Origin of the sequence: Novipirellula caenicola (assembly GCF_039545035.1) — a bacterium.
Taxonomy (GTDB): domain Bacteria; phylum Planctomycetota; class Planctomycetia; order Pirellulales; family Pirellulaceae; genus Novipirellula; species Novipirellula caenicola.
Genome location: NZ_BAABRO010000001.1, coordinates 237,417 through 259,277, shown reverse-complemented (window position 1 = coordinate 259,277; position 21,861 = coordinate 237,417). Strand labels below are relative to the sequence as shown.

At 55.6% G+C, this 21,861-nt stretch carries 23 protein-coding genes; 21 read left to right on the top strand and 2 right to left on the bottom strand.

The window, feature by feature from the left end:
- The first annotated feature begins 356 nt into the window (after positions 1 to 356).
- The 12 genes from ABEA92_RS00960 (at position 357) to ABEA92_RS00905 (ending at position 9,453) form a co-directional block, all read left to right on the top strand.
- Positions 357 to 1,226: a DeoR/GlpR family DNA-binding transcription regulator gene (locus ABEA92_RS00960; RefSeq protein WP_345682524.1), complete on the top strand. Its 870-nt coding sequence runs from the start codon at positions 357 to 359 to the stop codon at positions 1,224 to 1,226.
- Complete coding sequence (gene pduL, locus ABEA92_RS00955) at positions 1,223 to 1,966, top strand: phosphate propanoyltransferase (RefSeq protein ID WP_345681853.1); 744 nt, start codon at positions 1,223 to 1,225, stop codon at positions 1,964 to 1,966. The genes ABEA92_RS00960 and pduL overlap by 4 nt, the downstream gene beginning before the upstream one ends.
- A 156-nt stretch (positions 1,967 to 2,122) precedes the next feature.
- Entirely contained in the window at positions 2,123 to 2,419 is a 297-nt protein-coding gene (locus tag ABEA92_RS00950) for a BMC domain-containing protein (protein ID WP_008697221.1), read from the top strand.
- 92 nt (positions 2,420 to 2,511) lie between these two features.
- The gene (locus tag ABEA92_RS00945) at positions 2,512 to 2,781 is read left to right on the top strand and encodes a BMC domain-containing protein (protein WP_008697224.1); all 270 of its coding nucleotides are present in this window, start codon (positions 2,512 to 2,514) and stop codon (positions 2,779 to 2,781) included.
- 95 nt (positions 2,782 to 2,876) lie between these two features.
- Positions 2,877 to 4,064 (top strand): acetate/propionate family kinase, encoded by a 1,188-nt coding sequence (locus ABEA92_RS00940; RefSeq protein ID WP_345681852.1) that lies wholly within the window; start codon positions 2,877 to 2,879, stop codon positions 4,062 to 4,064.
- Between the two features lie 23 nt (positions 4,065 to 4,087).
- Positions 4,088 to 4,399 carry a EutN/CcmL family microcompartment protein gene (locus tag ABEA92_RS00935; protein WP_345681851.1) on the top strand — a complete coding sequence of 104 codons (312 nt, stop codon included), beginning with the start codon at positions 4,088 to 4,090 and terminating at the stop codon, positions 4,397 to 4,399.
- Between the two features lie 72 nt (positions 4,400 to 4,471).
- A complete protein-coding gene (locus tag ABEA92_RS00930) occupies positions 4,472 to 5,893 on the top strand; it encodes an aldehyde dehydrogenase family protein (RefSeq protein ID WP_345681850.1) in 1,422 nt (473 codons plus the stop codon).
- A 166-nt stretch (positions 5,894 to 6,059) separates the two neighbouring features.
- Positions 6,060 to 6,329, top strand: coding sequence for a EutN/CcmL family microcompartment protein (locus tag ABEA92_RS00925; RefSeq protein WP_345681849.1), 270 nt, complete (start codon positions 6,060 to 6,062; stop codon positions 6,327 to 6,329).
- Positions 6,326 to 6,910 (top strand): hypothetical protein, encoded by a 585-nt coding sequence (locus ABEA92_RS00920; RefSeq protein ID WP_345681848.1) that lies wholly within the window; start codon positions 6,326 to 6,328, stop codon positions 6,908 to 6,910. The genes ABEA92_RS00925 and ABEA92_RS00920 overlap by 4 nt, the downstream gene beginning before the upstream one ends.
- Positions 6,911 to 6,933: 23 nt before the next feature.
- On the top strand, positions 6,934 to 7,209 hold the full coding sequence (locus ABEA92_RS00915; protein ID WP_345681847.1) for a EutN/CcmL family microcompartment protein: 276 nt from the start codon (positions 6,934 to 6,936) through the stop codon (positions 7,207 to 7,209).
- Between the two features lie 98 nt (positions 7,210 to 7,307).
- The gene (locus ABEA92_RS00910; protein ID WP_345681846.1) at positions 7,308 to 8,177 is read left to right on the top strand and encodes a class II aldolase/adducin family protein; all 870 of its coding nucleotides are present in this window, start codon (positions 7,308 to 7,310) and stop codon (positions 8,175 to 8,177) included.
- A gap of 340 nt (positions 8,178 to 8,517) precedes the next feature.
- A complete protein-coding gene (locus ABEA92_RS00905) occupies positions 8,518 to 9,453 on the top strand; it encodes a lactate/malate dehydrogenase family protein (protein WP_345681845.1) in 936 nt (311 codons plus the stop codon).
- Positions 9,454 to 9,634: 181 nt separating this feature from the next.
- Here the strand turns inward: ABEA92_RS00905 and fliG are convergent, their stop codons facing one another.
- Positions 9,635 to 10,654 carry a flagellar motor switch protein FliG gene (fliG, locus tag ABEA92_RS00900; RefSeq protein WP_425572386.1) on the bottom strand — a complete coding sequence of 340 codons (1,020 nt, stop codon included), beginning with the start codon at positions 10,652 to 10,654 and terminating at the stop codon, positions 9,635 to 9,637.
- 525 nt (positions 10,655 to 11,179) lie between these two features.
- On the opposite strand from fliG, the gene ABEA92_RS00895 reads away from it, so the two are divergent.
- The 9 genes from ABEA92_RS00895 (at position 11,180) to ABEA92_RS00855 (ending at position 20,632) form a co-directional block, all read left to right on the top strand.
- The gene (locus ABEA92_RS00895; protein ID WP_345681842.1) at positions 11,180 to 11,338 is read left to right on the top strand and encodes a hypothetical protein; all 159 of its coding nucleotides are present in this window, start codon (positions 11,180 to 11,182) and stop codon (positions 11,336 to 11,338) included.
- A gap of 76 nt (positions 11,339 to 11,414) precedes the next feature.
- Positions 11,415 to 12,593, top strand: coding sequence for a DUF1559 family PulG-like putative transporter (locus tag ABEA92_RS00890; protein ID WP_345681841.1), 1,179 nt, complete (start codon positions 11,415 to 11,417; stop codon positions 12,591 to 12,593).
- Positions 12,594 to 14,033: 1,440 nt separating this feature from the next.
- Positions 14,034 to 14,891 (top strand): hypothetical protein, encoded by an 858-nt coding sequence (locus ABEA92_RS00885; protein WP_345681840.1) that lies wholly within the window; start codon positions 14,034 to 14,036, stop codon positions 14,889 to 14,891.
- A gap of 205 nt (positions 14,892 to 15,096) precedes the next feature.
- Positions 15,097 to 15,768 (top strand): Pycsar system effector family protein, encoded by a 672-nt coding sequence (locus ABEA92_RS00880; protein WP_345681839.1) that lies wholly within the window; start codon positions 15,097 to 15,099, stop codon positions 15,766 to 15,768.
- Between the two features lie 11 nt (positions 15,769 to 15,779).
- Positions 15,780 to 16,589, top strand: coding sequence for a lysophospholipid acyltransferase family protein (locus ABEA92_RS00875; RefSeq protein WP_345681838.1), 810 nt, complete (start codon positions 15,780 to 15,782; stop codon positions 16,587 to 16,589).
- Entirely contained in the window at positions 16,586 to 17,707 is a 1,122-nt protein-coding gene (locus ABEA92_RS00870) for a glycosyltransferase family 2 protein (protein ID WP_345681837.1), read from the top strand. Before ABEA92_RS00875 ends, ABEA92_RS00870 begins: the two co-directional genes overlap by 4 nt.
- A 195-nt stretch (positions 17,708 to 17,902) precedes the next feature.
- On the top strand, positions 17,903 to 19,264 hold the full coding sequence (locus ABEA92_RS00865) for a L,D-transpeptidase family protein (protein WP_345681836.1): 1,362 nt from the start codon (positions 17,903 to 17,905) through the stop codon (positions 19,262 to 19,264).
- 69 nt (positions 19,265 to 19,333) lie between these two features.
- Positions 19,334 to 19,888, top strand: a complete 555-nt coding sequence (gene pyrE / locus ABEA92_RS00860) for an orotate phosphoribosyltransferase (protein ID WP_345681835.1) — start codon at positions 19,334 to 19,336, stop codon at positions 19,886 to 19,888.
- Positions 19,889 to 19,963: 75 nt separating this feature from the next.
- Positions 19,964 to 20,632 (top strand): DUF8091 domain-containing protein, encoded by a 669-nt coding sequence (locus tag ABEA92_RS00855; protein ID WP_345681834.1) that lies wholly within the window; start codon positions 19,964 to 19,966, stop codon positions 20,630 to 20,632.
- Positions 20,633 to 20,865: 233 nt separating this feature from the next.
- Here the strand turns inward: ABEA92_RS00855 and ABEA92_RS00850 are convergent, their stop codons facing one another.
- On the bottom strand, positions 20,866 to 21,810 hold the full coding sequence (locus tag ABEA92_RS00850; RefSeq protein ID WP_345681832.1) for a DNA-binding protein: 945 nt from the start codon (positions 21,808 to 21,810) through the stop codon (positions 20,866 to 20,868).
- Positions 21,811 to 21,861: the final 51 nt, after the last annotated feature.

Here is a 21,861-nt window from a genome sequence, read left to right as displayed (position 1 = left end):
CGTGTTTGGAAGGGGACTGAATTTTGGCGGCGGAAAAATCGCCAGCCAGTCAACGAAAATACCCGATTCACGCCGGCTTTGCAGCGGGCGAGGGATCGAGGCTGGCTGAGTTTCCACCCTGGTTGGCTGGGATTCTTTGCCACTGCCGTTGTCGGCCGATTCTCCGCCCTTCGCCACTCAATTTAGGTTGTGCCGGCGATCCCCGAATTCCGCCAAAATGCTAAAAACTTCCAAATAGTTTGCAAGAAACTTCCCGTAACGCGATATAGGTGATTGATTTCCGGCAAAAATGAGAGGAAACTATCACTCATAGTAAAATACGCGGCTTAGGAAGACTTCGCGGTAAGGAGGCCATGGTGACCACGAAATCACGACGAGACCGGCTTCGCGAGTTAATCCAGACCCGTGGTTTTGCGGCTTTAGGAGAACTGGCCGAGACGTTGAATGTCAGCGAGTCGACAATTCGCCGCGATTTAGAAGAGTTAGAGAAAGCAGGCGATGCCCGACGGACGCACGGTGGTGTGTTCTGGACGGGCAAAACCGCAACGATACGTGTGTTTGGCAATCGTCGAGACACGATGTGGCCAGCCAAAAGTGCCATTGGCGTGGTGGCTGCAGAGTTGGTCGACGATCACGACACGATTTTGCTCGACGGAGGAAGTACGACTTACGAATTGGCAAGGCATCTCGTCAAACGGCCGCTGCAGGTGGTGACCAACAGCTTGCCGGTGGCTCATTTGCTTTCCTCGAGTGAATCAATTGACTTGATCATGATCGGGGGCTGTGTTCGGGGACGAACGGCAGTCGCGATTGGCCCGATGGCGGATTCGATGCTTCACACGTTGAACGTGGGAAAGGCATTTTTGTCGGTTGCGGGGATCAACGAACGAGGCTACTTCAACAGCGACATGATGTTGGTGGAAAGCGAGAAAGCGATGATCGCTGCGGCGGACCAATCGATTGTCGTGACTGATAGCAGCAAGTTTGGCAAGGTGAGTCTGAGCCGATTATGTGGGTTAGATGAAGTGAACGCCGTGGTGACCGATTCAGGGATCGATTCTGAGTGGAAAGAACGCTTGGAAACGGCCGGGGTCGGACTAGTCTTGGCAAATCCGTCGGGACAAAACGAATTGGCAGCAGCGCGAGCCGGGGTGAATAGCACCGCTAGCGGCGACCAGGGCAAACAGGACGCGGAAACAAAAGCGAAAGTGAAAAAGCAGCAATGACGCAAACAATCGATCGTAATCGGATTGAGCACCTTGTCCGCAGCGCCGTGATGGCGTCGATGGGCGGTGCCGCCGCAAGCCAGTCATCCAATGGGGTTGCGAGTGCGATGGCACAAACGCCGCCGGGTTGGGTCGACGGCAAACCGAACTTGCGAGTCAGCATTTCGGCCCGGCACGTTCATTTGACCGACGAACACGTGGAAATCTTGTTTGGTGCGGGCAGCGTGCTCGAGCCCGGCAAGGACTTGTACCAAGACGGCTTTTACGCGGCCAAGCAAACCGTGATGGTCGTAGGGCCTCGACGCCGGATGCTGCCCAACGTGCGTGTGCTCGGACCGACGCGTCCGTTTAGCCAAGTCGAGTTAGCGTTGACCGATTCGATCTCGCTCGGGATCGACGCGCCGGTTCGCCACAGCGGCAAGATTGATGGCACGCCAGGCTGCGTTTTGGTCGGGCCTGCGGGCACAGTCAAGTTGGATCAAGGCGTCATTCGCGCGGCGCGACACGTTCACATGAACTTTGCGGATGCCGATTATTACGGCGTCAAAAACGGCGACATGATGCAGTTGAAAATCAAGAGCCCCGATTGCAGCGTCGTGTTCGAAGATGTGTTGGTGCGAGCCGACAAAGCGGCGAAGCTCGAAGTCCACATCGATACCGACGAAGGCAACGCGTGCAATCTCGATGCGGCCAGCGAAGTGTTGCTTCGCAAAGACGATTGTGCCTGCAAGAACCACTAATCACCAAGTGAGACACGCCTTTTTGGGGTAACGAAAACTTGCCAAGAGTTTCATCGCCCCCGAACGGCTCTCCAATGTCTTGGCGACTTTCGCCACGGCACACACAACTTCCCTATCCATTCAGTTAGTTCCCTCTCCTCCTAAGGTAATACTCCTATGGCAAAAGTTAGTGAAGCGCTCGGCATGATCGAGACCAAGGGCTTTATCGCCCTGATGGAAGCATGCGACGCGATGATGAAGGCTGCCAACGTCCAGTTCCTCGGCTGGGACAAAGTCGGCAGCGGTTTGGTCAGCGCCTTTGTCACCGGTGACGTTGCTGCGGTCAAAGCCGCCACCGACGCCGGAGCCGCAGCCGCCGGTCGTATTGGCGAAGTTGTCAGCGTGCAAGTGATTCCACGTCCTCACGACGACTTGGGCAAGATCCTGAAAGTTTCGGCACCAGCGAAGAAGTAGTCACTGCTTTTCGCAGTTAAAGGGGCGATCACGCCCTGCCGGTCCTCTCTCACTTTTAAAAATCCAATCCAAAAATTTAAGAAATACTGAACATGAACGATGCAATCGGTTTGATTGAAACTAAAGGTTTGTTGCCTCTGATCGAAGCAACTGACGCGATGGCCAAGGCAGCAAACGTGGCGATTGTCAAGCGAGTCGACATCGGCGGTGCCTATGTGACGACCGTTGTCAGCGGTGACGTCGGCAGCGTCCGTGCTGCTGTCGAAGCAGGTGCAAACGCTGCGGCCCAAGTTGGTGAACTTGTCGGCAGCCACATCATCCCACGACCAAGCGAAGGTTTGTCCGCCGCTTTTTTGTCGTAGAGTCGGATTCAAGCCCCGAGTTTGAATCCGCATCGATGGGCGGTCTATCGATGCAGCGAATGGAATCCTTGTCTCCTACCCACGAAGAGCCTGCAGTGCTAGTTCTCGTAGCCAACCTTGGTTCGACCAGTTTCAAGTATCGCTTGTACGATATGTCCGACGAGCGTTGTTTAGCGCGTGGTGCGGTCGATCGTATTGGGGATACCGAGAGCAAGTGTACGGTGTCCATCGGCGATTGGTCCGGCGAGCGTACGATGTCGGTGCCCGATCACGGGGTCGCTGTCGAAGCTTGTTTGGCTCAATTGACGGATCCCGAGCATGGTGTGCTGAAGGATGCGTCGGAGGTGGCGGCGATTGGATTCAAGGCGGTTCATGGTGGCCGGATGTCAGGTGTTTTCCGTGTGAACGCGGAAGTGCTTGATGCGATGGCCGAAATGAATGCAGCCGCACCGGCGCACAACCCGCCCTACATTGCCGCGATGAAGGCGATGCAGCAGCGGTTTGTGGATCTGCCTTTGGTGGCAGCGTTCGAAACCGACTTTCACCAAACGATCCCCGCGGCTCGCAAGGAATACGCCATTCCTCGCGATTGGGCCAACGAATTTCATATTCGCAAATGGGGATTCCATGGTGCAAGCCACCGCTACATCGCTACGCGAAGTGCCGAGCTTCTCGGTCGCGATGACGCTCGTGTGATCTCGTGTCACTTGGGCGGCAGCAGTTCGATCACGGCGATCCGGAATCGACAAAGTGTGATGACGACGATGGGGATGACGCCTCAGACGGGGTTGCCGCAAAACAACCGCGTCGGCGACTTCGATCCGTTTGCGTTGCCACTGATTTTGCAGCGGACGGGAATGACGCTCGACGAGGCACTTGCTCATTTGGCGAGCCAAGGAGGCTTGTTGGGGCTGAGCGGTCGCAGTGGCGATATCCGTGATGTCGAAGAAGCGGCCGCCGATGGCGACGCAGGTTCGCAGTTGGCGCTCGATGTGTATGTCGAAGAAATTCGGCGGCATCTCGGTGGCATGATCGTGGCCCTCGGCGGTGCCGACGCGATCGTGTTCACGGCCGGCATCGGCGAAAACGACGATCTGATTCGCGGCCGTGTGTGTGAAGGACTCGAAGAGTTAGGGATTGTCGTTGACCCAGACGCGAACAAATCGCTGAAAGGGGAATCGACGTTCCATGCCGAATCGAGTCGTACGCAGTTGTGGGTGATCCCCACCAACGAAGAGATCATTGTGGCTCGTCAAACTGTATCCGTGTTGCAACAAGCGTAAGCAAATAGGAACTCGATTCAAACATGTTTATCGCGAAAGTAACCGGATCGGTCGTCAGCACTCAGAAAGTGAGTTCGATGACGGGTCACAAATTGCTCGTCGTCGAGCCCTACCGGCTCGAAGGCGAAAAACGAGATTTGCTGGTCACGACCGGACGAACGTTCATTTCCGTTGACACCATCGGTGCGGGCGAAGGCGACTTCGTTTTGGTGGTCCAAGGCAGCAGTGCTCGATTGACTCCCGAAACCAAACCGTTACCGATCGACGCCTGCATCATCGGCATCGTCGACACGGTGCACATTGACAAACAAAGCGTTTACGACCGAGACAAGTAGTCGCTGCCGAGCGACCCCACTTTTCCCTCCTCCCCGACGCAGTAAACGAAGACATAACGAGAAACCCAAACTATGCATTTCGACGAAAACCTGATTCGCAACGTGGTCGCTCAAGTATTGGCCGAAGTCGGACCGATGCCGTCCGCTTCCAATGGCAAACCCGCCGGTGGCCAGCATGGGATTTTTTATGATGCCGCATCGGCGGTCACTGCGGCTCGTCGTGCATTTGAACAACTTCGTGAACGCTCGCTCGAAGATCGCAAGAAGATCATCGATATCATTCGTCGTATCTCGATCGAGCAATGCGAAGAGCTCGGTTTGATGGAGATGGAAGAGACCAAGGTCGGACGCCCCGAGCACAAGATCGAAAAATTGCGCACGCTTGGCGAGCTGTCACCTGGTGTTGAGTTCTTGGAAACAAAGTGCTTCAGCGGCGACCATGGTTTGGCGATCATCGAACGAGCACCGTTCGGGGTGATTGGCGCGATTACGCCTGTGACGCACAGCTTGCCGACGATCACCGGAAACGCGGTCAGCATGATCGCCGGCGGAAACACCGTCGTCGTCAATCCTCACCCATCGGGCAAACGGGTTGCTGCCGAAGGCGTTCGCCGATTTAACGAAGCGATCGCGGCGGAAATGGGGATCGACAACATCATTTGTGTGATCGCCGAACCGACCCTCGAAAGCGCCAACGAACTATTCGCTCACCGCGATGTCGCACTGATTTGCGTCACCGGCGGACCGGCAGTCGGACGTGCGGCACTGAACAGCGGCAAACGAGCGATCGTCGCAGGCCCTGGTAATCCACCCGTGGTCGTCGATGAAACCGCTGATTTTGACAACGCCGCTCGCTGCATCATTCTCGGTGCCTCGTACGACAACAACTTGCTGTGCATCGCCGAAAAGGAAGTGTTCGTCGTCGACAGCGTGTTTGACAAGATGATGGACGCGATGCGACGAGCCGGTGCGGTCCAGCTGAATAGCGAGCAAATTGCAAAATTGACCAGTAAGGCGATCGTGAAGGTCGGCGACGACAAGCACGACGCAGCGTGTAAAGATTTCATCGGTCGCGACGCCAGTGTGTTGGCCGAAGCTGCGGGCGTTTCGGTTCCAAGTGGCACCGAATTGGTCTTCGGTGAAACCGACGAACATCACCCGTTTGTCAGCGTCGAGCAGATGATGCCGTTCCTGCCATTCGTACGTGCTCGTGACGTCGATCATGCGATCGCGATGGCGAAGAAGTACGAACATGGTTTCCGGCACACCGCCATGATTCACTCGCGAAACGTTCACAACATGACCAAGATGGGCCGCGAAATGGACACGACGTTGTACGTCAAAAACGGTCCTTCGATGGCGTCGCTCGGACTTGGTGGCGAAGGTTACTTGTCGTTCTCGATTGCAGGACCGACTGGCGAAGGGGTCACCACCCCGGCGACGTTCACACGCGAACGACGCTGCAGCATGATCGACGAACTGCGAGTCGTTTAGTGAGACCGGCGTCCGGCCAGAATGTGGGATAGGCTTCCAGCCTGTCATCAAACACAACACAGGCGTCCAGCCTGAACGTGGGATAGGCTTCCAGCCTGTCATCCAACACAACACAGGCTTCCAGCCTGTCACAAGACATAAAGATTCCCCGAACACTTCACTCCCAATGCAACCAGCCACCGTCATCGGATCGACTCGAGCGACCGTGAAGCACGCCAGCTTCGCGGGCCAACGGCTCGTGATCGTCCAGCCGACGGGCGTGGACAATGCGGCCGATGGGCCGCCGCTGATTGCGTTGGATGTTTTGGGATGTCGCAAAGGAGACCAGGTGATGTTAACGAGCGACGGATCGTACGCTCGTGAAATGACCAAACACGAAAACACCCCAGCACGCTGGAGCGTGATTGGATTGATTGACCAACGGAGCTCCGCATGACCCACGCATCGATCGATCCGGTATGGATTGCCAAGATCGTTCGTGAAGTCATCGAGCGAGTCCGACAGAATCAAATGGAAACCGGCGGGCAGACCGCTTGTCCGATTTCCGGAGTCATCTCGGCGGCGACCGTCACGGAAGCGGCCGGGAACGGCAAAACAGAATTACGCATCGCCACCAAGGCGGTCGTGACCCCCGCAGCACGCGACGAAGCGAAACGGCTAGGAATCACGATCACTCGGGGGGCCAACAACGAAACAGCCCAGACGGAAAAAACGAAACAGCCACCGTCGGCGATGGCGGTCACCGACCAACAGAATCCGGAGCGTGCCGAAGCGATCTCGCAGCAGTTGTCACGGCGTGGGATCCAGGCGTCGGCGTCGGTTCGAATTGTATTGAGCGACTCGCCGAGTAAAGACGTTTACGAAATTTGCAGCACCGGGCGTCGAGCAGCCGTGGTCGGATCGATCGCCGCGGTTGATCGGATTGAAAAGGAATTGGCACCGCAAACTTGGGTGCTTGATATGAACACACTGAATTTTGTTGCCGCCGTCAACGTCGCCGCACGAATCTTGAAATAGTCAAACGCAAAACCAACATCCACATGAAAATCGCTCGCACGATCGGCACCGTCACGCTATCTCGCTCGCATCCCGCGATGCAGGGAGCGAAGTTGCGTTGTGTCGAATTGCTCGAGTCGATCGATCAATTCGGTGACCAACCGATTGGGGGCGACACCGTGATCGCTTGGGATTTGTGTGGCACCGGGATCGGCGATTGGGTGGCATTGGCCGAAGGCCCCGAAGCGGCTCAGCCGTTTCCGGACGTCAAACCGCTCGATGCATCGATCGTCGCGTTGTTGGACGAAGTTGACCTGTAAATCACGACCACTCATTACCACCACTTACAAATACACAGACCCTCTTGCTCCGTGAACCGCGTCACCGCGGACCATCGTAACGATAAAGGAAAGCAGCTATGCAGAATCTTCATAAGATCAAACAAGACATGTGCGACATCGGTAAGCGGATTTACAACCGCCAATTCGCTGCCGCCAATGACGGAAACATCACCGTCCGCGTCAGCGAAAACGAAGTCCTCTGCACGCCAACGCTGCATTGCAAAGGCTTTCTCGTTCCCGAGGACATTTCGCTTGTCGATATGACCGGCAAACAATTGTCGGGTCGCAAGAAACGAAGTAGCGAAGCTTTGTTGCACTTGGAAATCTATCGACAACGCGAAGACATTCGCAGCGTCGTTCACTGCCATCCACCACACGCGACCGCGTTTGCGATCGCTCGCGAGCCGATTCCTCAGTGCATTCTGCCTGAGGTCGAAGTGTTCCTCGGTGACGTGCCGATCACCAAGTACGAAACCCCCGGTGGACAAGCCTTCGCCGACACGATCATTCCATTCGTCAAGAAAACCAACGTCATGATCCTGGCGAATCACGGAACGGTTAGCTACGGCGAAACGGTCGAGCAAGCGTATTGGTGGACCGAGATCCTCGACTCGTACTGCCGCATGCTGATGTTGGCCAAACAACTTGGAAACGTTTCCTACTTGAGCCAAGAAAAGTCCAAGGAATTGTTGGAGCTGAAGGACAAGTGGGGCTACAAGGATCCTCGTAACACCAGCGAGTACGAGAACTGCGACATCTGTGCCAACGACATCTTCCGTGATTCATGGGCCGAAGCGGGAGTCGCGCAGCGTGCATTCAGCCCACCGCCATCCGCCGTCGAATCGGCAGCCAAGGCGGCCGTCGCAAGCTCGCCAGCGACTGGGATTGACGAAGAGAAACTCGTCAAGCTGATCACCGACGAAGTGATCCGCCAAATGAAGGCCTAGTTCCGTGTGGGATAGGCGTCTAGGCGTGTCAACGGTTTTGAGACATCGGAGCTCGTCAACGGCTTGTTGAATTAATGAGCCGCGACGCGTCAGCGGCCGGGGCCCACGCGGTACCCGGTGCCTTGCGGCCCACGGCTCACCGCTTCGATTTACATTTGGATTAACTCAACAAGCCGTCGACAGTTTCGGCGCGGTCAGCGCATACGGTTCGGCAAATACAACGAAAGTCTTGACGACTACCGCTACGACCACGCCTAATTCAAAACTTGGAATGACTGTCCGGAAGCCTATCCCCCTTTTTCAATACAAATAACGCAACGCTTTCCCAAAATCTGACAATATGAAAATTTCGATCATTGGTGCTGGTGGACTCGTCGGATCCTGTGCCGCATACGCAATCCAGTGCGGCGGGATCGCTCGCGAAATCGCCTTGCTTGACGTCAACCAAGAAATGGCGGTCGGCCAGGCGCTTGACCTGCAGCACGGCAGCCCAAGTGTGGCCGACCAACGCATCGTCGGCGGCGGTTACGAGCACATTGCCGACAGCGACGTGATTTGCATCACGGCTGGACTTCGCCGCAAGCCCGACGAATCGCGATTGGACCTGATCAATCGCAACACCGACCTGTTCGTTCAGATCGTCCGCGACGTCAAAGCGGCTGGCCCCAAATCCTCGGCGATTGTGTTGGTGGTCAGTAACCCTGTGGACGTGTTGACGTACGTTGCCGCCCAGATGCTTGATTTGCCCGCCAGTCAGGTGATCGGATTGGGAACACAATTGGACACGATCCGCTTCTGTTCGTTGATCGCCGCCCAGCTAAACGCACCGCCCACACAGACCAAGGCGTTGATCTTGGGCGAACACGGCGATTCGATGGTGCCGATTTGGAGCAGCGCCGCAGTCGGTGGTTTGCCGTTGGACAAATTCCCTGGCTGGAACGCCACGATGGCCAACGATCTATTCACGCGTACCCGTGGCAGTGGCGCCGAAGTGATCAAACGCAAAGGCGGTGCCGGCTTCGCAGTTGGCATTGCAATTCGCGATGTGTTTGATGCGATCGCACTGGATCGCCGCTGCATTTTGCCGGTCAGCTCGGTCCAACGAGGATGCTACGGAATCCGCGATGTGGCATTATCGGTGCCCACCGTGGTCGGTCGGACCGGTGTAATCAATCAATTGGAAATCGATCTATGGCCGAAAGAGGTCCAAGGAATCCGGGCTAGTGGCGGTGCGTTGAAGAAAACGCTTGATATTGTTTTGCCGCGTATCGCGTAATTTAGAACGAGTAGGTAGTCTGTAATGGCTGCTTGGTCATTATCCGAGGCAGCAATGCCTCGCGAGGGGGTTGACAGGTAGTTGAGGATCGCAATTTAACGGCTGCGTGAACTTGTCTCCTGTCACTCCTTCCCGCGGCATTGCTGCACAGTGATTCCGATTGCGCGCGAATGCGAGGCAATTAGTTCACATACTCTTCTTCTTCCTCGCCGGTCGGACGCGAGATTTCGCCGGTGTCTTCGAGATGGCGAACGATGTCGACAATCTTTTGTTGCACCGCTTCGACCTCGCTGATGCGGACGCTGCCGAGATACTCCATCTCTTCGCGAAGATTTTCGGCGGCTCGCGTGCTCATGTTCTTCATCACTTTGTTCTGAAGCACTTGGCTGGCCCCTTTTAGCGACATCGCCCACTGCGACGTTTCCACGTTCTTCAGTAGCGCTTGGATATCGCGATCGCCAAGTTTCGAGATGTCTTCAAACACAAACATCAACCGGCGAATCTCGTCGGACAACTCGGGATCATCACGCCCGAGTGATTCCATGATGTTCCGTTCGACACTGCGTTCGGCCACGTTCAGGATCTCTGCCACGCTGGCCACGCCGCCGGTGTTACTGTGCGATTGGTTGACCATGCTGCTAAGCCGCATTTCCAGACCATACTCCAATTCGGCAACCGCATCGGGGCTGGTGCGACCCATCGTGGCAATTCGCCGAATCACCTCGAGCTGTTTCTCGGGATCGAGTCCCGACATCACTTCGGACGCATAATTTGACGGGACATGGCTGAGCAACAACGCGATGGTTTGCGGATGCTCGTCGCCGATGAACTGCAGCAGCGTTTGGGCATCGACCTTCTTGATAAAGCCGAACGGCATCGACTCGATCGTCTGTTGCAGATTGCCCAGCAATTCACCTGCGTCGCGGCCGAGCGCTTCTTTGATCAGCTCCTTGGCTCGCTCGAGTCCCCCGGGACTAGCGTAGATCGAACTCGCTTTGCTGGTGAGAAACTCAGCGATCACGACTTCCTGCTCGTCACCTCCAAACGAATCGGTTTGGGCGATCATGATGCTGATCGCTTCGATCGCACGCGGCGGCAATTGCGAAAGGACCCGCGCAGCCGTCTTGGTCGGCATCGAGCTTAGCAGCACCGCGGCTTTTTTTAATCCTGCCTCGTTGAACATTGACGAGGGTGAGGACATCGTTTTGCTTTTGGTCGTGGTTTCGGTCATCGCAGAGAGCCTTCCTTTATCGAAAGGTTATCGGCGGATCTGCGGGGGCACTGGTGTGGCCACGCCACTTTGCTTGTTGTGCCGAATTTGTCGGACGTGCGAGGTTGGTGATCCACTTGCGACTTCGCAGACGCCTCCGTCGAAGGCCGTGCCAGGCGATTCCAAGATCAAACGTCGAAAAAGATACTAAGTGTCTAGTTCAATTTGACACGGTGAAGCCACGTCGACGAGGCATTTCGAGGCGTCAAACGGCTGAGGCGACCCCTTTTTGGGGTTACAGAACGTTCCTGAGGTCACTTGCTTTCGGATACGCCCTCATTTTGCGATTGTCGAGTTCGATTAATAGCAATCTGGCGGAAATTCTATATTTTTTCTGATTGCTGCTAAATAAGATTCTGCCACGAAACCAACTGACCCTTTTCTTGTTTCATCAAGCGTCAGACGAAGGTTTCGCTTCCCCACCTGCCCTCCCCCTTTCCACTCTGTAAGCGGTCCATGAATCACTTGAAAGTCTCTCTGTTTGTTGTTGCTGCTGTGTTGTGTGTTGTGCCGATGGTCGGTTGTGCTGAAAAGACCGGTACGACGGTGATTGATCAGCCTGATCTCACTCCGGAGGAACGTGCCTCGATCGACGCACTTGAAGCAAGTTACTAAGCCGTCACTGGCCGTTTCGACCTCTCCGTTTCTGTTTTTCACTTATTTATTTACAGTCTGTTTCAAAGGAACTTGAATGAAAAAAACTTCCCTTCGTCCAATGGGTTTCACCTTGGTCGAACTTCTTGTGGTGATCGCAATCATTGGTGTACTGGTTGGATTGCTTTTGCCCGCAGTCCAAGCCGCTCGTGAAGCCGCCCGCCGCATGAGCTGCAGCAACAATTTCAAGCAAATCGGCTTGGGGCTTCACAACTATCATGCAGCGTACAACCAGTTGCCAGTCCACGGCGGTGGAACAAACGACCGAGGTTCGACCAATTCGGACCGCAACGCTTTGAGCGCTCTAATTCCGTTACTTCCTTTCGTTGAGCAACAAGCACTGTGGGAGCAAATCAGCAACCCATTGACCATCGGCACCACCACTTATCCTGCGATGGGGATTTCGCCGTGGTCGACCACCTACACTCCTTGGTCAACCGAAGTTCAAGGCTACCGATGCCCAAGTGACCCAGGGATTGGCGCTCCGGCCCTAGGACGCACCAACTACTCGTTCTGTATCGGGGACACGATTTACCTCGTTCACTCGGGCGGAAAAGACCGCAACGGGTATTGGAACTACGATGGTGCAGCGACTCCGTCACAAAAAGAAAAATCGGATACCAGCGGGACGGGATCGACTAGCGACAACAGCGGTGCTGCGTCGGCTGCACGCGGTACCAATCGTGGGTTCTTCTGGCTTCGCAGTAAGACCGCCTTCCGTGATGTGTTAGATGGACTTGCCAACACGATTGCGATGGGCGAAATGGCGACCAGTTTGGGCAACCAAGAGATTGTTGCGGATTGGTCCAAGTCGGGCACCGTTGCTCTGCTGACCAGCCCCGCGTCGTGTGACACCGTGATCGATCCTGCTCGACCTCAGTTCTTTACTGGCGGCCTGGGCACCGGAAACGGAAGCCGTGGTTATCGTTGGGCTGACGCTCGAATGCCGTTTACCTGTGTGCAAACCATTCGCCCACCGAACGGACTTAGCTGCATGTGGACTGACGACAACGGTCACGGCTATTCCACGATCGGAAGTCGTCACCAAGGTGGTGCACACGTGCTGATGGGCGACGGTGCTGTGAAGTTCATCACCGACAGCATCGAAGCGGGCGACAAGAACGCTGCCCCTGCAGGTGCCGGCCAAAAGAGCACCTACGGATTGTGGGGAGCCCTTGGAACTCGTGCTGGTAAAGAAACGTTATCGCTTGAATAACCCCTCGGCCGTGACAATGATTTTTTCGAAAGCCGGACTCTTCGCGAGTCCGGCTTTTTTCGTTTCATTCTCTCACGAAAAGTTCACGAATATCCGACGTCTTCAGATCTCAAGTCATTCGTTGATCGCAACACGATGAAGCACACTTTGGTTCGCCAAGGTTTGCGCCGCACAGCCGTAGCGGAAGCCGTCCACGGCTTGTTGTTTTATTCGTACGATGGACTTCCTAGTCCGTCGAATGCGCCGTTGACGGACTAGAAAGTCCATCATGCACCCCTTGCCGCAAGAAACTTCATTAAATCAACAAGACGTCAAGACTTTCGTTCCCATGGCGTGTGCTTCCCGAAACTCTTGACGGCTTGTTGGGTCTACCGACCGCGTGCGTCGGAACGGTTTATCCCCCATATCGCCCGGTGCCTCACGTCCCACGTCGTTCCCTGTTCGGTTTAGGGCGAGTGGTTTGGTTTTAACATTTGCGGCGATTCTGTCATCGAGGCCACGTGAGGCGTTTTGCGGCAAACCGCCCCGATTGGTGCGTTAAGTGTAAGTTTGCGTAAGGGGCCAGTCATAGAGAGTGACGTCGCTTTGATTTCCGAAATCTGCCAATCGTGCAGTAAAAAGGCCATGGGATCAGCTCGAGAAAGTGATAGAGTTCGGGGGTTGCATTGACGCCGATGGTGGGAGACAGCACGGAATCCTTCGCGGGGTCAATCGCGACTCGATTTTTTAAAGTTGCGCTATTGTCGTTTTTCCCGGCCAATCCTAACCCGACGCGTTAGCGAGGGACCGAGAGAATATCGAGACTCCCTCGCTTACGCTTCGGGTTGTGAAAAACACGCAACTTCAAAAACTCGTTTTGACTTTTCGATCAGTGACGTTGGGGCATTCATGTTTAAATCACTCTTTATTTCTGGCGTGCTATGCGTCATGGTTTCGGTTGTCGGTTGCGGGGCAGAGCAAGATCGATCGGCAGAACCCGAGGTGGACTTTCAGGCCAAGGTCGAAGCGTATGAAAAGGCCATGGCTTCGGATTTTTGAGTGATGAGGCTCTGCTGCAGAAAATTTGTCTCAAGCTTCCGATCTTCAAACTTCTGTGGGCATGCAACGAAAGTCTTGGGTAGCCACCTTCGCCAGAAGGTGGTGATTCGCGTGGATCGCCACCTCTGCAGGCCTTCAGAGCGTCAGCTGGCATCCATGGTTTGCGCCGGCGTTTCTTCTTGCAAACGTCTCAGCGAACTCGACAAGTGGTGCGATCGGTCCAAAGCCACTTCACGACGTCGTTTTTTTCAGTCGGAGGTGATCGTCAAGCCGGATGCAATGGGATAGGAGATGACGGCGCGGTAAAGTGGATCAGCGATGATGATCCAACTCGGCACTTTGCTCACATCGGCCATCAGATCCCGCTGGCATCTCAATTTGAAATAGGAATCGCATTTGGACTTGGCGACTTCGCTACCGGCACTCAGCGAACAGTTATCGGCCGCTGCGACTCAGCGAGCTCGATTGACTCGGTTGCGTGTTGGCATGCCGCGGTTGTATCGTCACCTGCGACGCGTTCGCGACGAACGTGACGTGTTGTCGCGTTGGGGACAATCCGTCAATCTGGATGAACTTGCAGGACAAGAGATCGTTGCCTCGGAGATCACGTCGCTATTGGGCAAGGTCACCGACGTTCCGATGAATCCCCCAGGGGTGCACGCGGGGATCCAACACACCTACGGTTATCTGCTAAGCCGGATCGAAACGCCCTACGGTTTTAAACGCGATCGTTGGATCCGAAGCACAATAGAAGACGGCTTTGGGTTGCCAAGTCAGTCGTTGCAGGCGTTGCCTCGTCGAGGCACACTGTTGGGGAATTTAACCGTCTTTTTATCTCAGTTGTCACTGTGCGATCAGCCCGCAGTCGCCACCGTCGGCAGTGTGGCAGCGTTCAAATCAAGCGAACTTTTCCAAGTCCAAGGGACTCGTTTGTTAGAGACGTTCCGTTTGCCAAAAAGCGTTTCCTCGCGTGCCAGACCGGTGAGCGAAACCTACCAATTGCAAACGGACATTTTTCCGTTTCGAAGGCGATTGAACGACACCATCGATTCGAGGTTATTGGTTTATTCGCTCCGGAAGGGGACGGAGCCAGCAAAATTGATCACGACGTTTCCGATCAGCGACAAGACGAACGACGAATTGCTGGATCCGGGTCGATTGGGACGTCGGCAACCGATTCGGTTGCGTTTTAACGCATGGGTGGATGGTTTTCCGGCGACGGGGGTCTTGGGCGAACGTACGGTCAATGACCTGTGCTAACCTCCGCCTGAGTGAACGTCGATTCGCTAAACTAGTTCGGTCCGGCCAGAATCGAGCGCCCTGGCCGGCCCAGGGGCGTGCCCTGCCATTTCGGTCGTTTTCTCAATCAATCGAGTCGTCGCGTTTGCATCGACGTGGACGCTAGGGGCGATGTGAAAACGAACGATGCGAAGCAAACCACGATCACTCTCGAGAGAAAAAACGGATGTCGCAATCATTAAATGAATCGTCGAATGAGTCGTCGGCCGCAGCGGATGACGCGTCCCGGAAAACTCCACTGGCGGAGGCATCTGCGTCGAGTTCCGCATCGACAATGCGACCGCGATTGGATGACGATACTCAGAATGCGCTCGAAGCCGAGAATCTGATCGAGACGTACCAAATCATCGGCGAGTGGATTCGATTTGCGGACGCCAAGGCGGCTGCGGTCTTAGCGGTCAACGGAGCGTTGTGCGGTGTCTTGGTTCCCACCATTCACGAATACATCCGTGCCGACCAATCGCATCCGGCATGGTGGTGGACGTCGTTGGTTTCGGCGACGTTTTTATTGTGGCTGGCGTCGATGATTTGGTCGTGCGTCTTGGCTTTCCGATGTATTCTGCCGTTTCGGTATCAAGGGAAACATCCGTCGCTCGGTCGCGCCAATCATTTTCATCCCGCTGCGATCTCGGCACATTATACGATCGATCAAACCGAGCAATTTGCTGACGAGATGCAGCGGATTGGGATGAGTGGACTGAAACGAGAGATTGCGATCTGCATGATGCTCGATTCGCATGTCTCGAATTCCAAGTATACCTTCGTTTCGCGATCGATTCGGATGTTGGCACTCAGTGCGATCTTGGGGTTGATGTATTTGATCGTGACTCAGTTTTAACCGTGGCTTTGATGACATCCAATGCATCCGATGATGCCATGCGGCCTGACGTCAGCGGTTGGTTATCGCGTGGATTCCACCGCTTTTTGACGCCCTACCTTCGTCGCAATTTTCATTCGATTGCAATGATGCGGGATTCGCTTGCGCATGCTGCGGTGCCTGAGGGCGAGCCGTTGATCTTGTGCGCGAATCATCCATCGTGGTGGGATCCATTAACCGCCCAATTTTTGAATCAGCATTTGTTTCCGACTCGTCAATTCTTTGCTCCCATCGATGCCGCGGCGCTCGAGCAGTATCGTGTGTTTGCGAAGCTGGGGTTCTATGGAGTCAAACTGCACAGCAGCGAGGGAGCGGCGGCTTTTTTGAAGCAGAGCCGAGCGATTCTGCACAGCGGTGATGCGGCGCTCTGGTTGACTCCCGAGGGCCGGTTCGCAGACGTGCGTGATCATTCCGCCGTGCTGATGCCGGGAATGGCACACCTGTGTGCCCGAATGCAAAGTGGATACGTGCTGCCAATCGCGATCGAATACGTGTTTTGGGAAGAGCGGCTGCCGGAATGTTTGTTCCGGGTCGGTGAGCCTTTTCGGATCGCGGATCATCCGCAGGCTTCGAAAATGGATTGGCAAACGCGGTTAACCGAGCGGATGCGAGAAAACCAAAGCGTGCTAAGCGAACGAGTGATTGCTAGGGATTCACAGGCGTTTGAAAACATCCTCTCAGGGGCTCGCGGGGCTGGCTTTGTTTACGATTCGATGCGACGGATCAAAGCGTTGGTAACGGGGCGGCGGTTCAAAGCGTCACACGGAAACAAGTTGCAATGATATTGTTATCGTGCGTCGCGTTGGGATTGGCGTTGTTGCCCGCGCTGATGTTCCTGCGGAATTTGCCTTTGTTTTGTTTGCCGAAGGTGACGCCAGCGAACTCCGATGCGACGGAGAATGCCGTGTCGGTGCTGATTCCTGCTCGCAACGAAGCGGATTCAATTGCCGCCTGTGTGCAGTCGGTATTGGCAAATCGCGATGTCGAATTGGAAGTGCTGGTATTGGACGACGATTCGGATGATGCGACCGCAGCGATCGTGTCGCAAATCGCAAACACCGACAATCGGGTTCATCTAATCCCGGGGCGACCGTTGCCACCGGATTGGAATGGAAAGCAGCACGCTTGTTGGCAATTGGCGTCGGCGGCACGTCATTCGCGATTGTTGTTTCTCGATGCGGATGTGCGTTTACAGCCTGGTGCGATCAAGCGACTGATGGATTATCAGGACAAACGCGAAATTTCGCTACTGAGTGCGTTTCCACAACAAGAGACGGAGACGATTCTTGAAAAGCTGTTGGTCCCGATGATGCACTATATCTTGCTCGGCTTTTTGCCGATGGCGAGGATGCGAGCGAGTTCCAATCCGGCGTACGCCGCGGGATGTGGGCAACTGTTTATGACGTATGCAGCCGATTACGAGGCGGCAGGGACCCATCAAGCTATTCAGGCGTCGCGTCACGATGGCGTGAAACTGCCTCGAATCTACCGGCAATCCGGATTGATGACGGATGTCGTTGACGGGACCGCCTTGGCTCGCTGCAGGATGTACCGCGATGGCGGGCAAGTGATCCGCGGGCTGCTGAAGAACGCCGACGAAGGGATCGCCAATTCGAAGTTGATCGGTATTTTCTCGCTGTTGATCTTAGGAGCCAGTGTCTTGCCGCTTATTGCGCTGGGGGGCGCAATCGCAAAATCGTCACCGCTCGGCGTTGGGATCGCGGGGGCCGCGGTGGTGGTCGCACATCTGCCTCGAGCCATCGCTGCGATTCGTTTTCGGCAGCCGTTTGTCGGTGTCCTGCTGCACAGCGTCGCCGCGACGCTGTTTATCGCCCTTCAGTGGACTGCACTGGTGATGGCGATGTTAGGGAAAAAAGTGCGTTGGCGTGGGCGTTTTTAGAGAATTGGGCAGCCACCTTGATCCCCCCGCACTCTCCACCCCCCTTTTGCCAACGAATGAAGGCGAAATGCTATGGCGTTACCTCATTGGTATTGATTACGTTCGCGGCAATGGTCCGAGGTCTTCTCGGGTTGAATGGAATCAAATCGCCCATTTTGCTGGTCGCCAGAAGCGTCCGAGAGTTGGAGAATCGTCATGCAAACGCTGAAAACTGCGGCAATTATCGTCTTGCTGATGACGGTGATGTATACAGCGTACATGTCACTCACTACGCCACCGGATTCATTGCCACCGGAAGTCGAACGCATCGTGATGGACGAAGGCGGATTGGACATCGAGAGCGGTTTGCCTGAATCGCTGGGCGAAATGGAAATCAGCGGCGGAGTTCCCGAGTCGTCTGCGATCGCGGACAGCGGAGGACCGACGTTTGGCGGGTCCTTTGCCGATCTTCCAGATGCGGATTTCGAACAACCGGGAATGTCGCCCAGCGGAGCAAGTCCTAGCGGCGTTTCGATCCAGCTTTCGGATTCCCATGGCAACGACAACTTGACCGTTCATCAGCCCAGCGACGATGCACCTGCCTACATGGATCTGGGAGCAGGTTCGGGAACGCAGGCCAGTTTGGCATCGGCAAGCACGAGCGTTTCCGCCCCTGCGGCTTCGTCCGGCTATGCTGCTACGGACATGAAGTTCGATATGCCCGACCCGACCTCCGACGAAAACAAGCTTCCCGAGCATGCTGCGGTCGGATTTGACCCATCGGCGGGAACGGACACGGCGATGGCCAATCTAGCCGATGCCGACGACAGCGATGACAGTATCGCCACCGTCAGCGGTGTCTCGGATCCCACCAAAAACAACATCGGACTCGCAAACGCGTTGCAATTGGCCGACGAGCAATACAAATCGGATCAACGCAAGGAAGCGCTTGAAACGCTTAGCTTGTTCTATCACACCCCCAATCTGCCCGCGGCTCAGCGTCAAGAGTTGCTCAGCCGGCTCGATCCGTTGGCCGCCGAAGTCATCTACTCGCGTCGCCATTTGCTAGAGCAACCGCATCGAGTGGGGCACCATGAAACCTTGATGCAGATCGCCGTGAAATACGAGGTGCCTTGGCAATTGTTGGCCAACATCAATGGCATCGACGACCCGATCACCGTTTTGCCAGGGACTGAATTGAAGGTCGTCCGCGGACCGTTCCGAGCCGACGTCGATCTGGGGAAAAAAGAAATGACACTGTTCCTCGGTGATTTGTATGCCGGCCGCTTCCCGATCGCCGTGGGAAGCGATCCTCAGCCTCGTCCAGGAACGTTCACGGTCCAGGACAAGCAATCCGAACGACCGTTTTACGGGGTTAGCGGATCGCCAATCCCCGCGAACAGCCCGGACAATCCGTATGGATCGTTGTGGTTGGACCTAGGCGGACAACTTTGCATCCACGGCAGCCCCTATGCGACGCGGCCCAGTGATCAGGGATGCATCAGCGTGGCGGCCGACTATGCCGACGATTTGTACGGCATTTTGACCCAGGGTTCCTCGGTGACGATTCGCCGGTAAGATTTCCGATGTGCACCATCCGCATCGCAAACACCGTCAAATCATTTACCTAAACCCTCACTGAGCCCTATGACCTACAACCGAGACGCACTTTTAGACCTGATTCGTGCTGAAGCTCTGCAAACCGGCGAATTTACCCTCGCCAGCGGCAAAAAGGCTTCGTATTACCTCGATTGTCGAAAGATCACGTTGCATCCCAAAGGGGCGAACTTGATCGCCGAAGGGATGCTAAGCGTGATCGAAGCGTCCGGCGAATTGCCGCAGGCGGTCGGAGGGATGGCGATTGGTGCCGATCCCATCACCGCGTCGATTGTGACGATCGCCGGCCAACGCGACCTGCCGCTCAAAGGATTTATGGTTCGCAAAGAGCCTAAAGGCCACGGGATGGGAAAACAGGTCGAAGGGCCCGTCGAGCCCGGACAACGGGTGGTCATCGTCGAAGACGTGATCACCAGTGGTGGCAGCGCGATCAAGGCCGTCGAAGCGGCCCAGGCATTTGGATTGAAAGTCGACTACGTGATCGGCATCATCGATCGCTTGGCGGGCGGGGCCGAAGCCTTTGCGGCCAAAGGACTCGAACTAAAAGTGCTGACAACGATTCGCGATTTCGGCATCGAACCGTAGCGATCGGCGATCGCCAATCGGGGCCGAAGATCGTCAGAACAAAGCAATGGATTCACGTTGGCGGCGGAGCGAACCTTGGAAACATCACTGCACCAACAACTCAAACGCTGTTACGCCCCCGATGAAGCGAGTACCGAAGTCGTGCTCGGTGAATATCGTATCGACGCGATTCGAAACGACGAGCTGATCGAGATTCAGTGCGCCTCGCTGTCGGCGATTCGAGACAAGTCACAAAAACTGCTGGCGCGGCACAAGTTACGTGTGGTCAAACCGGTGGTGTGGCGGACGCGAATTGCCAAAGCAAAACAGGCTGGCGGTGCGATCACGTCAAAGCGGATGAGTCCAAAGCGAGGCGATATTCTCGAGGTCTTTGAAGACCTGATCTACTTTACTCGCGTCTTTCCGCACCCCAATCTCGTGTTGGAGGTGCCGATGGTCCAAGTGATTGAAACCCGCATCCCGTGCAAACGCCGTCGCGGCCGGCGACGGCACGATTACAAGGTGCATGATGTTGGGCTCGAGTCGATCGAGTCGACGCACGAATTTCGCACGGTCGACGATCTGTTGACGCTCGTCAATGTCCCCGAAGGAACGACCGCGTTCAACACCTCGGACTTGGCCAACTGGATCGATCGTCCCCGCTGGGTGGCACAGAAGATCGCCTACACGCTAAAGCATATGTCGGCAATCGACATGGTGGCGCGGCGTCGCAGCGGGATTATTTATGAGCGTAAAGCGGCTTAGGGGGCTGGCAAGTCCTTGCAGCACGTTCAATTGAACGCTGCACCGCATTTCGTGACCAGAATCGTCAATCGCGTCGCGGATAGCACTGGCCGTAAAGCGAAAGGTCTGGCAACTTTCGCTACGGTGGGTGAACCGTTTTCTATTGATAATCGGGGACGCTGCGTCGCGGTCGGGAGAGGCTCTGTCGATGAATTGCTTCCCCCGGTATCCATCATGCGTCGGGCAAACGTTGCCTAGGCCCGCCCGTTGGTTGCGCGTCCATTGCTGGTTGCCCGTCCGTTGCTGGTTGCCCGTCCGTTGCTGGTTGCTCGTCCGTTGCTGGTTGCCCGCCCGTTAGTTGGCGGGGCACTGATTTTAAGACGGCGGCGTTTCGTGGCGATGGTCGCCTTTTTGATCCCTAGCTTCTTGGCAATCTCCTCGTCCGGGACCTTGCCCAGCATCTTGATCTCTTCGGGCGTCCAAGTGTGGCGTGCGCCGTTGATGCGAATCCCGTGACGGCTTCGATAGCCACTGATTGCACTGACCGGAATTCCCGTTTTTTCGCTGACTTTCGAGTCGGGGATTTTGCCCAGCATCTTGATGACTTCGGGCGTCCAGCGAGCTTCGGTCGCTGCGACGGTGGGGTTTTCAATGCCAAGCGATTGCCGTTTAGCGATCACCTTGCGTCGGCCGATTTTCATCCGTCGGGCGATTTCAGCATCGGACAGTTTGCCGAGCCACGAGAGCTCGCGTTTGGACCATTTTCGCGCCGGACGTCCTTTGCGAATCGGAGCGATCCCAAGGGATTCACGCTTCGAGGCAACCGTCGTGGCGTCGAGATCCAAGCGACGTCCGATCTCGGCATCGGAGATATTTCCTAGCCATTTCAATTGGGCCTTGGTCCAGCGGTGCCGTAACTGCTTACGCGAGTATCCGTACGGTTCGATCCCCAATTGCGCACGTTTGCGCGAAACGGCGGTCTTGGTGACCCCCAATTTGGCAGCAATGTCAACGTCCGATTGGGTCCCCAGCAAAGCAATGTTCTTCTTGGTCCACTTTGTCCATCCATGAGGGATGATGCCGCGAACCTGCCGAGCGGCCTGGATCGCCTCGATCGGCAATCCGGCATGGTTCGCCAATTCTGCATCCGGAAGTTTTCCAAGCTTTTTGGTGATCGTCGTTGGTAGTTTTGTAGGCATGGAGACTGCTTGTTAAGAGTCAGATGAGCTCGGGCGATGGTCAAATGGCTA

Bases quoted from the DNA above. Each gene is read 5' to 3' on its own strand.
- pduL (WP_345681853.1), top strand. From the start codon at position 1,223: ATGACGCAAACAATCGATCGTAATCGGATTGAGCACCTTGTCCGCAGC.
- ABEA92_RS00950 (WP_008697221.1), top strand. From the start codon at position 2,123: ATGGCAAAAGTTAGTGAAGCGCTCGGCATGATCGAGACCAAGGGCTTT.
- ABEA92_RS00945 (WP_008697224.1), top strand. From the start codon at position 2,512: ATGAACGATGCAATCGGTTTGATTGAAACTAAAGGTTTGTTGCCTCTG.
- ABEA92_RS00935 (WP_345681851.1), top strand. From the start codon at position 4,088: ATGTTTATCGCGAAAGTAACCGGATCGGTCGTCAGCACTCAGAAAGTG.
- ABEA92_RS00930 (WP_345681850.1), top strand. From the start codon at position 4,472: ATGCATTTCGACGAAAACCTGATTCGCAACGTGGTCGCTCAAGTATTG.
- ABEA92_RS00925 (WP_345681849.1), top strand. From the start codon at position 6,060: ATGCAACCAGCCACCGTCATCGGATCGACTCGAGCGACCGTGAAGCAC.
- ABEA92_RS00920 (WP_345681848.1), top strand. From the start codon at position 6,326: ATGACCCACGCATCGATCGATCCGGTATGGATTGCCAAGATCGTTCGT.
- ABEA92_RS00915 (WP_345681847.1), top strand. From the start codon at position 6,934: ATGAAAATCGCTCGCACGATCGGCACCGTCACGCTATCTCGCTCGCAT.
- ABEA92_RS00910 (WP_345681846.1), top strand. From the start codon at position 7,308: ATGCAGAATCTTCATAAGATCAAACAAGACATGTGCGACATCGGTAAG.
- ABEA92_RS00905 (WP_345681845.1), top strand. From the start codon at position 8,518: ATGAAAATTTCGATCATTGGTGCTGGTGGACTCGTCGGATCCTGTGCC.
- fliG (WP_425572386.1), bottom strand. From the start codon at position 10,654: ATGTCCTCACCCTCGTCAATGTTCAACGAGGCAGGATTAAAAAAAGCC.
- ABEA92_RS00895 (WP_345681842.1), top strand. From the start codon at position 11,180: ATGAATCACTTGAAAGTCTCTCTGTTTGTTGTTGCTGCTGTGTTGTGT.
- ABEA92_RS00890 (WP_345681841.1), top strand. From the start codon at position 11,415: ATGAAAAAAACTTCCCTTCGTCCAATGGGTTTCACCTTGGTCGAACTT.
- ABEA92_RS00880 (WP_345681839.1), top strand. From the start codon at position 15,097: ATGTCGCAATCATTAAATGAATCGTCGAATGAGTCGTCGGCCGCAGCG.
- ABEA92_RS00875 (WP_345681838.1), top strand. From the start codon at position 15,780: ATGACATCCAATGCATCCGATGATGCCATGCGGCCTGACGTCAGCGGT.
- ABEA92_RS00870 (WP_345681837.1), top strand. From the start codon at position 16,586: ATGATATTGTTATCGTGCGTCGCGTTGGGATTGGCGTTGTTGCCCGCG.
- ABEA92_RS00865 (WP_345681836.1), top strand. From the start codon at position 17,903: ATGCAAACGCTGAAAACTGCGGCAATTATCGTCTTGCTGATGACGGTG.
- pyrE (WP_345681835.1), top strand. From the start codon at position 19,334: ATGACCTACAACCGAGACGCACTTTTAGACCTGATTCGTGCTGAAGCT.
- ABEA92_RS00850 (WP_345681832.1), bottom strand. From the start codon at position 21,810: ATGCCTACAAAACTACCAACGACGATCACCAAAAAGCTTGGAAAACTT.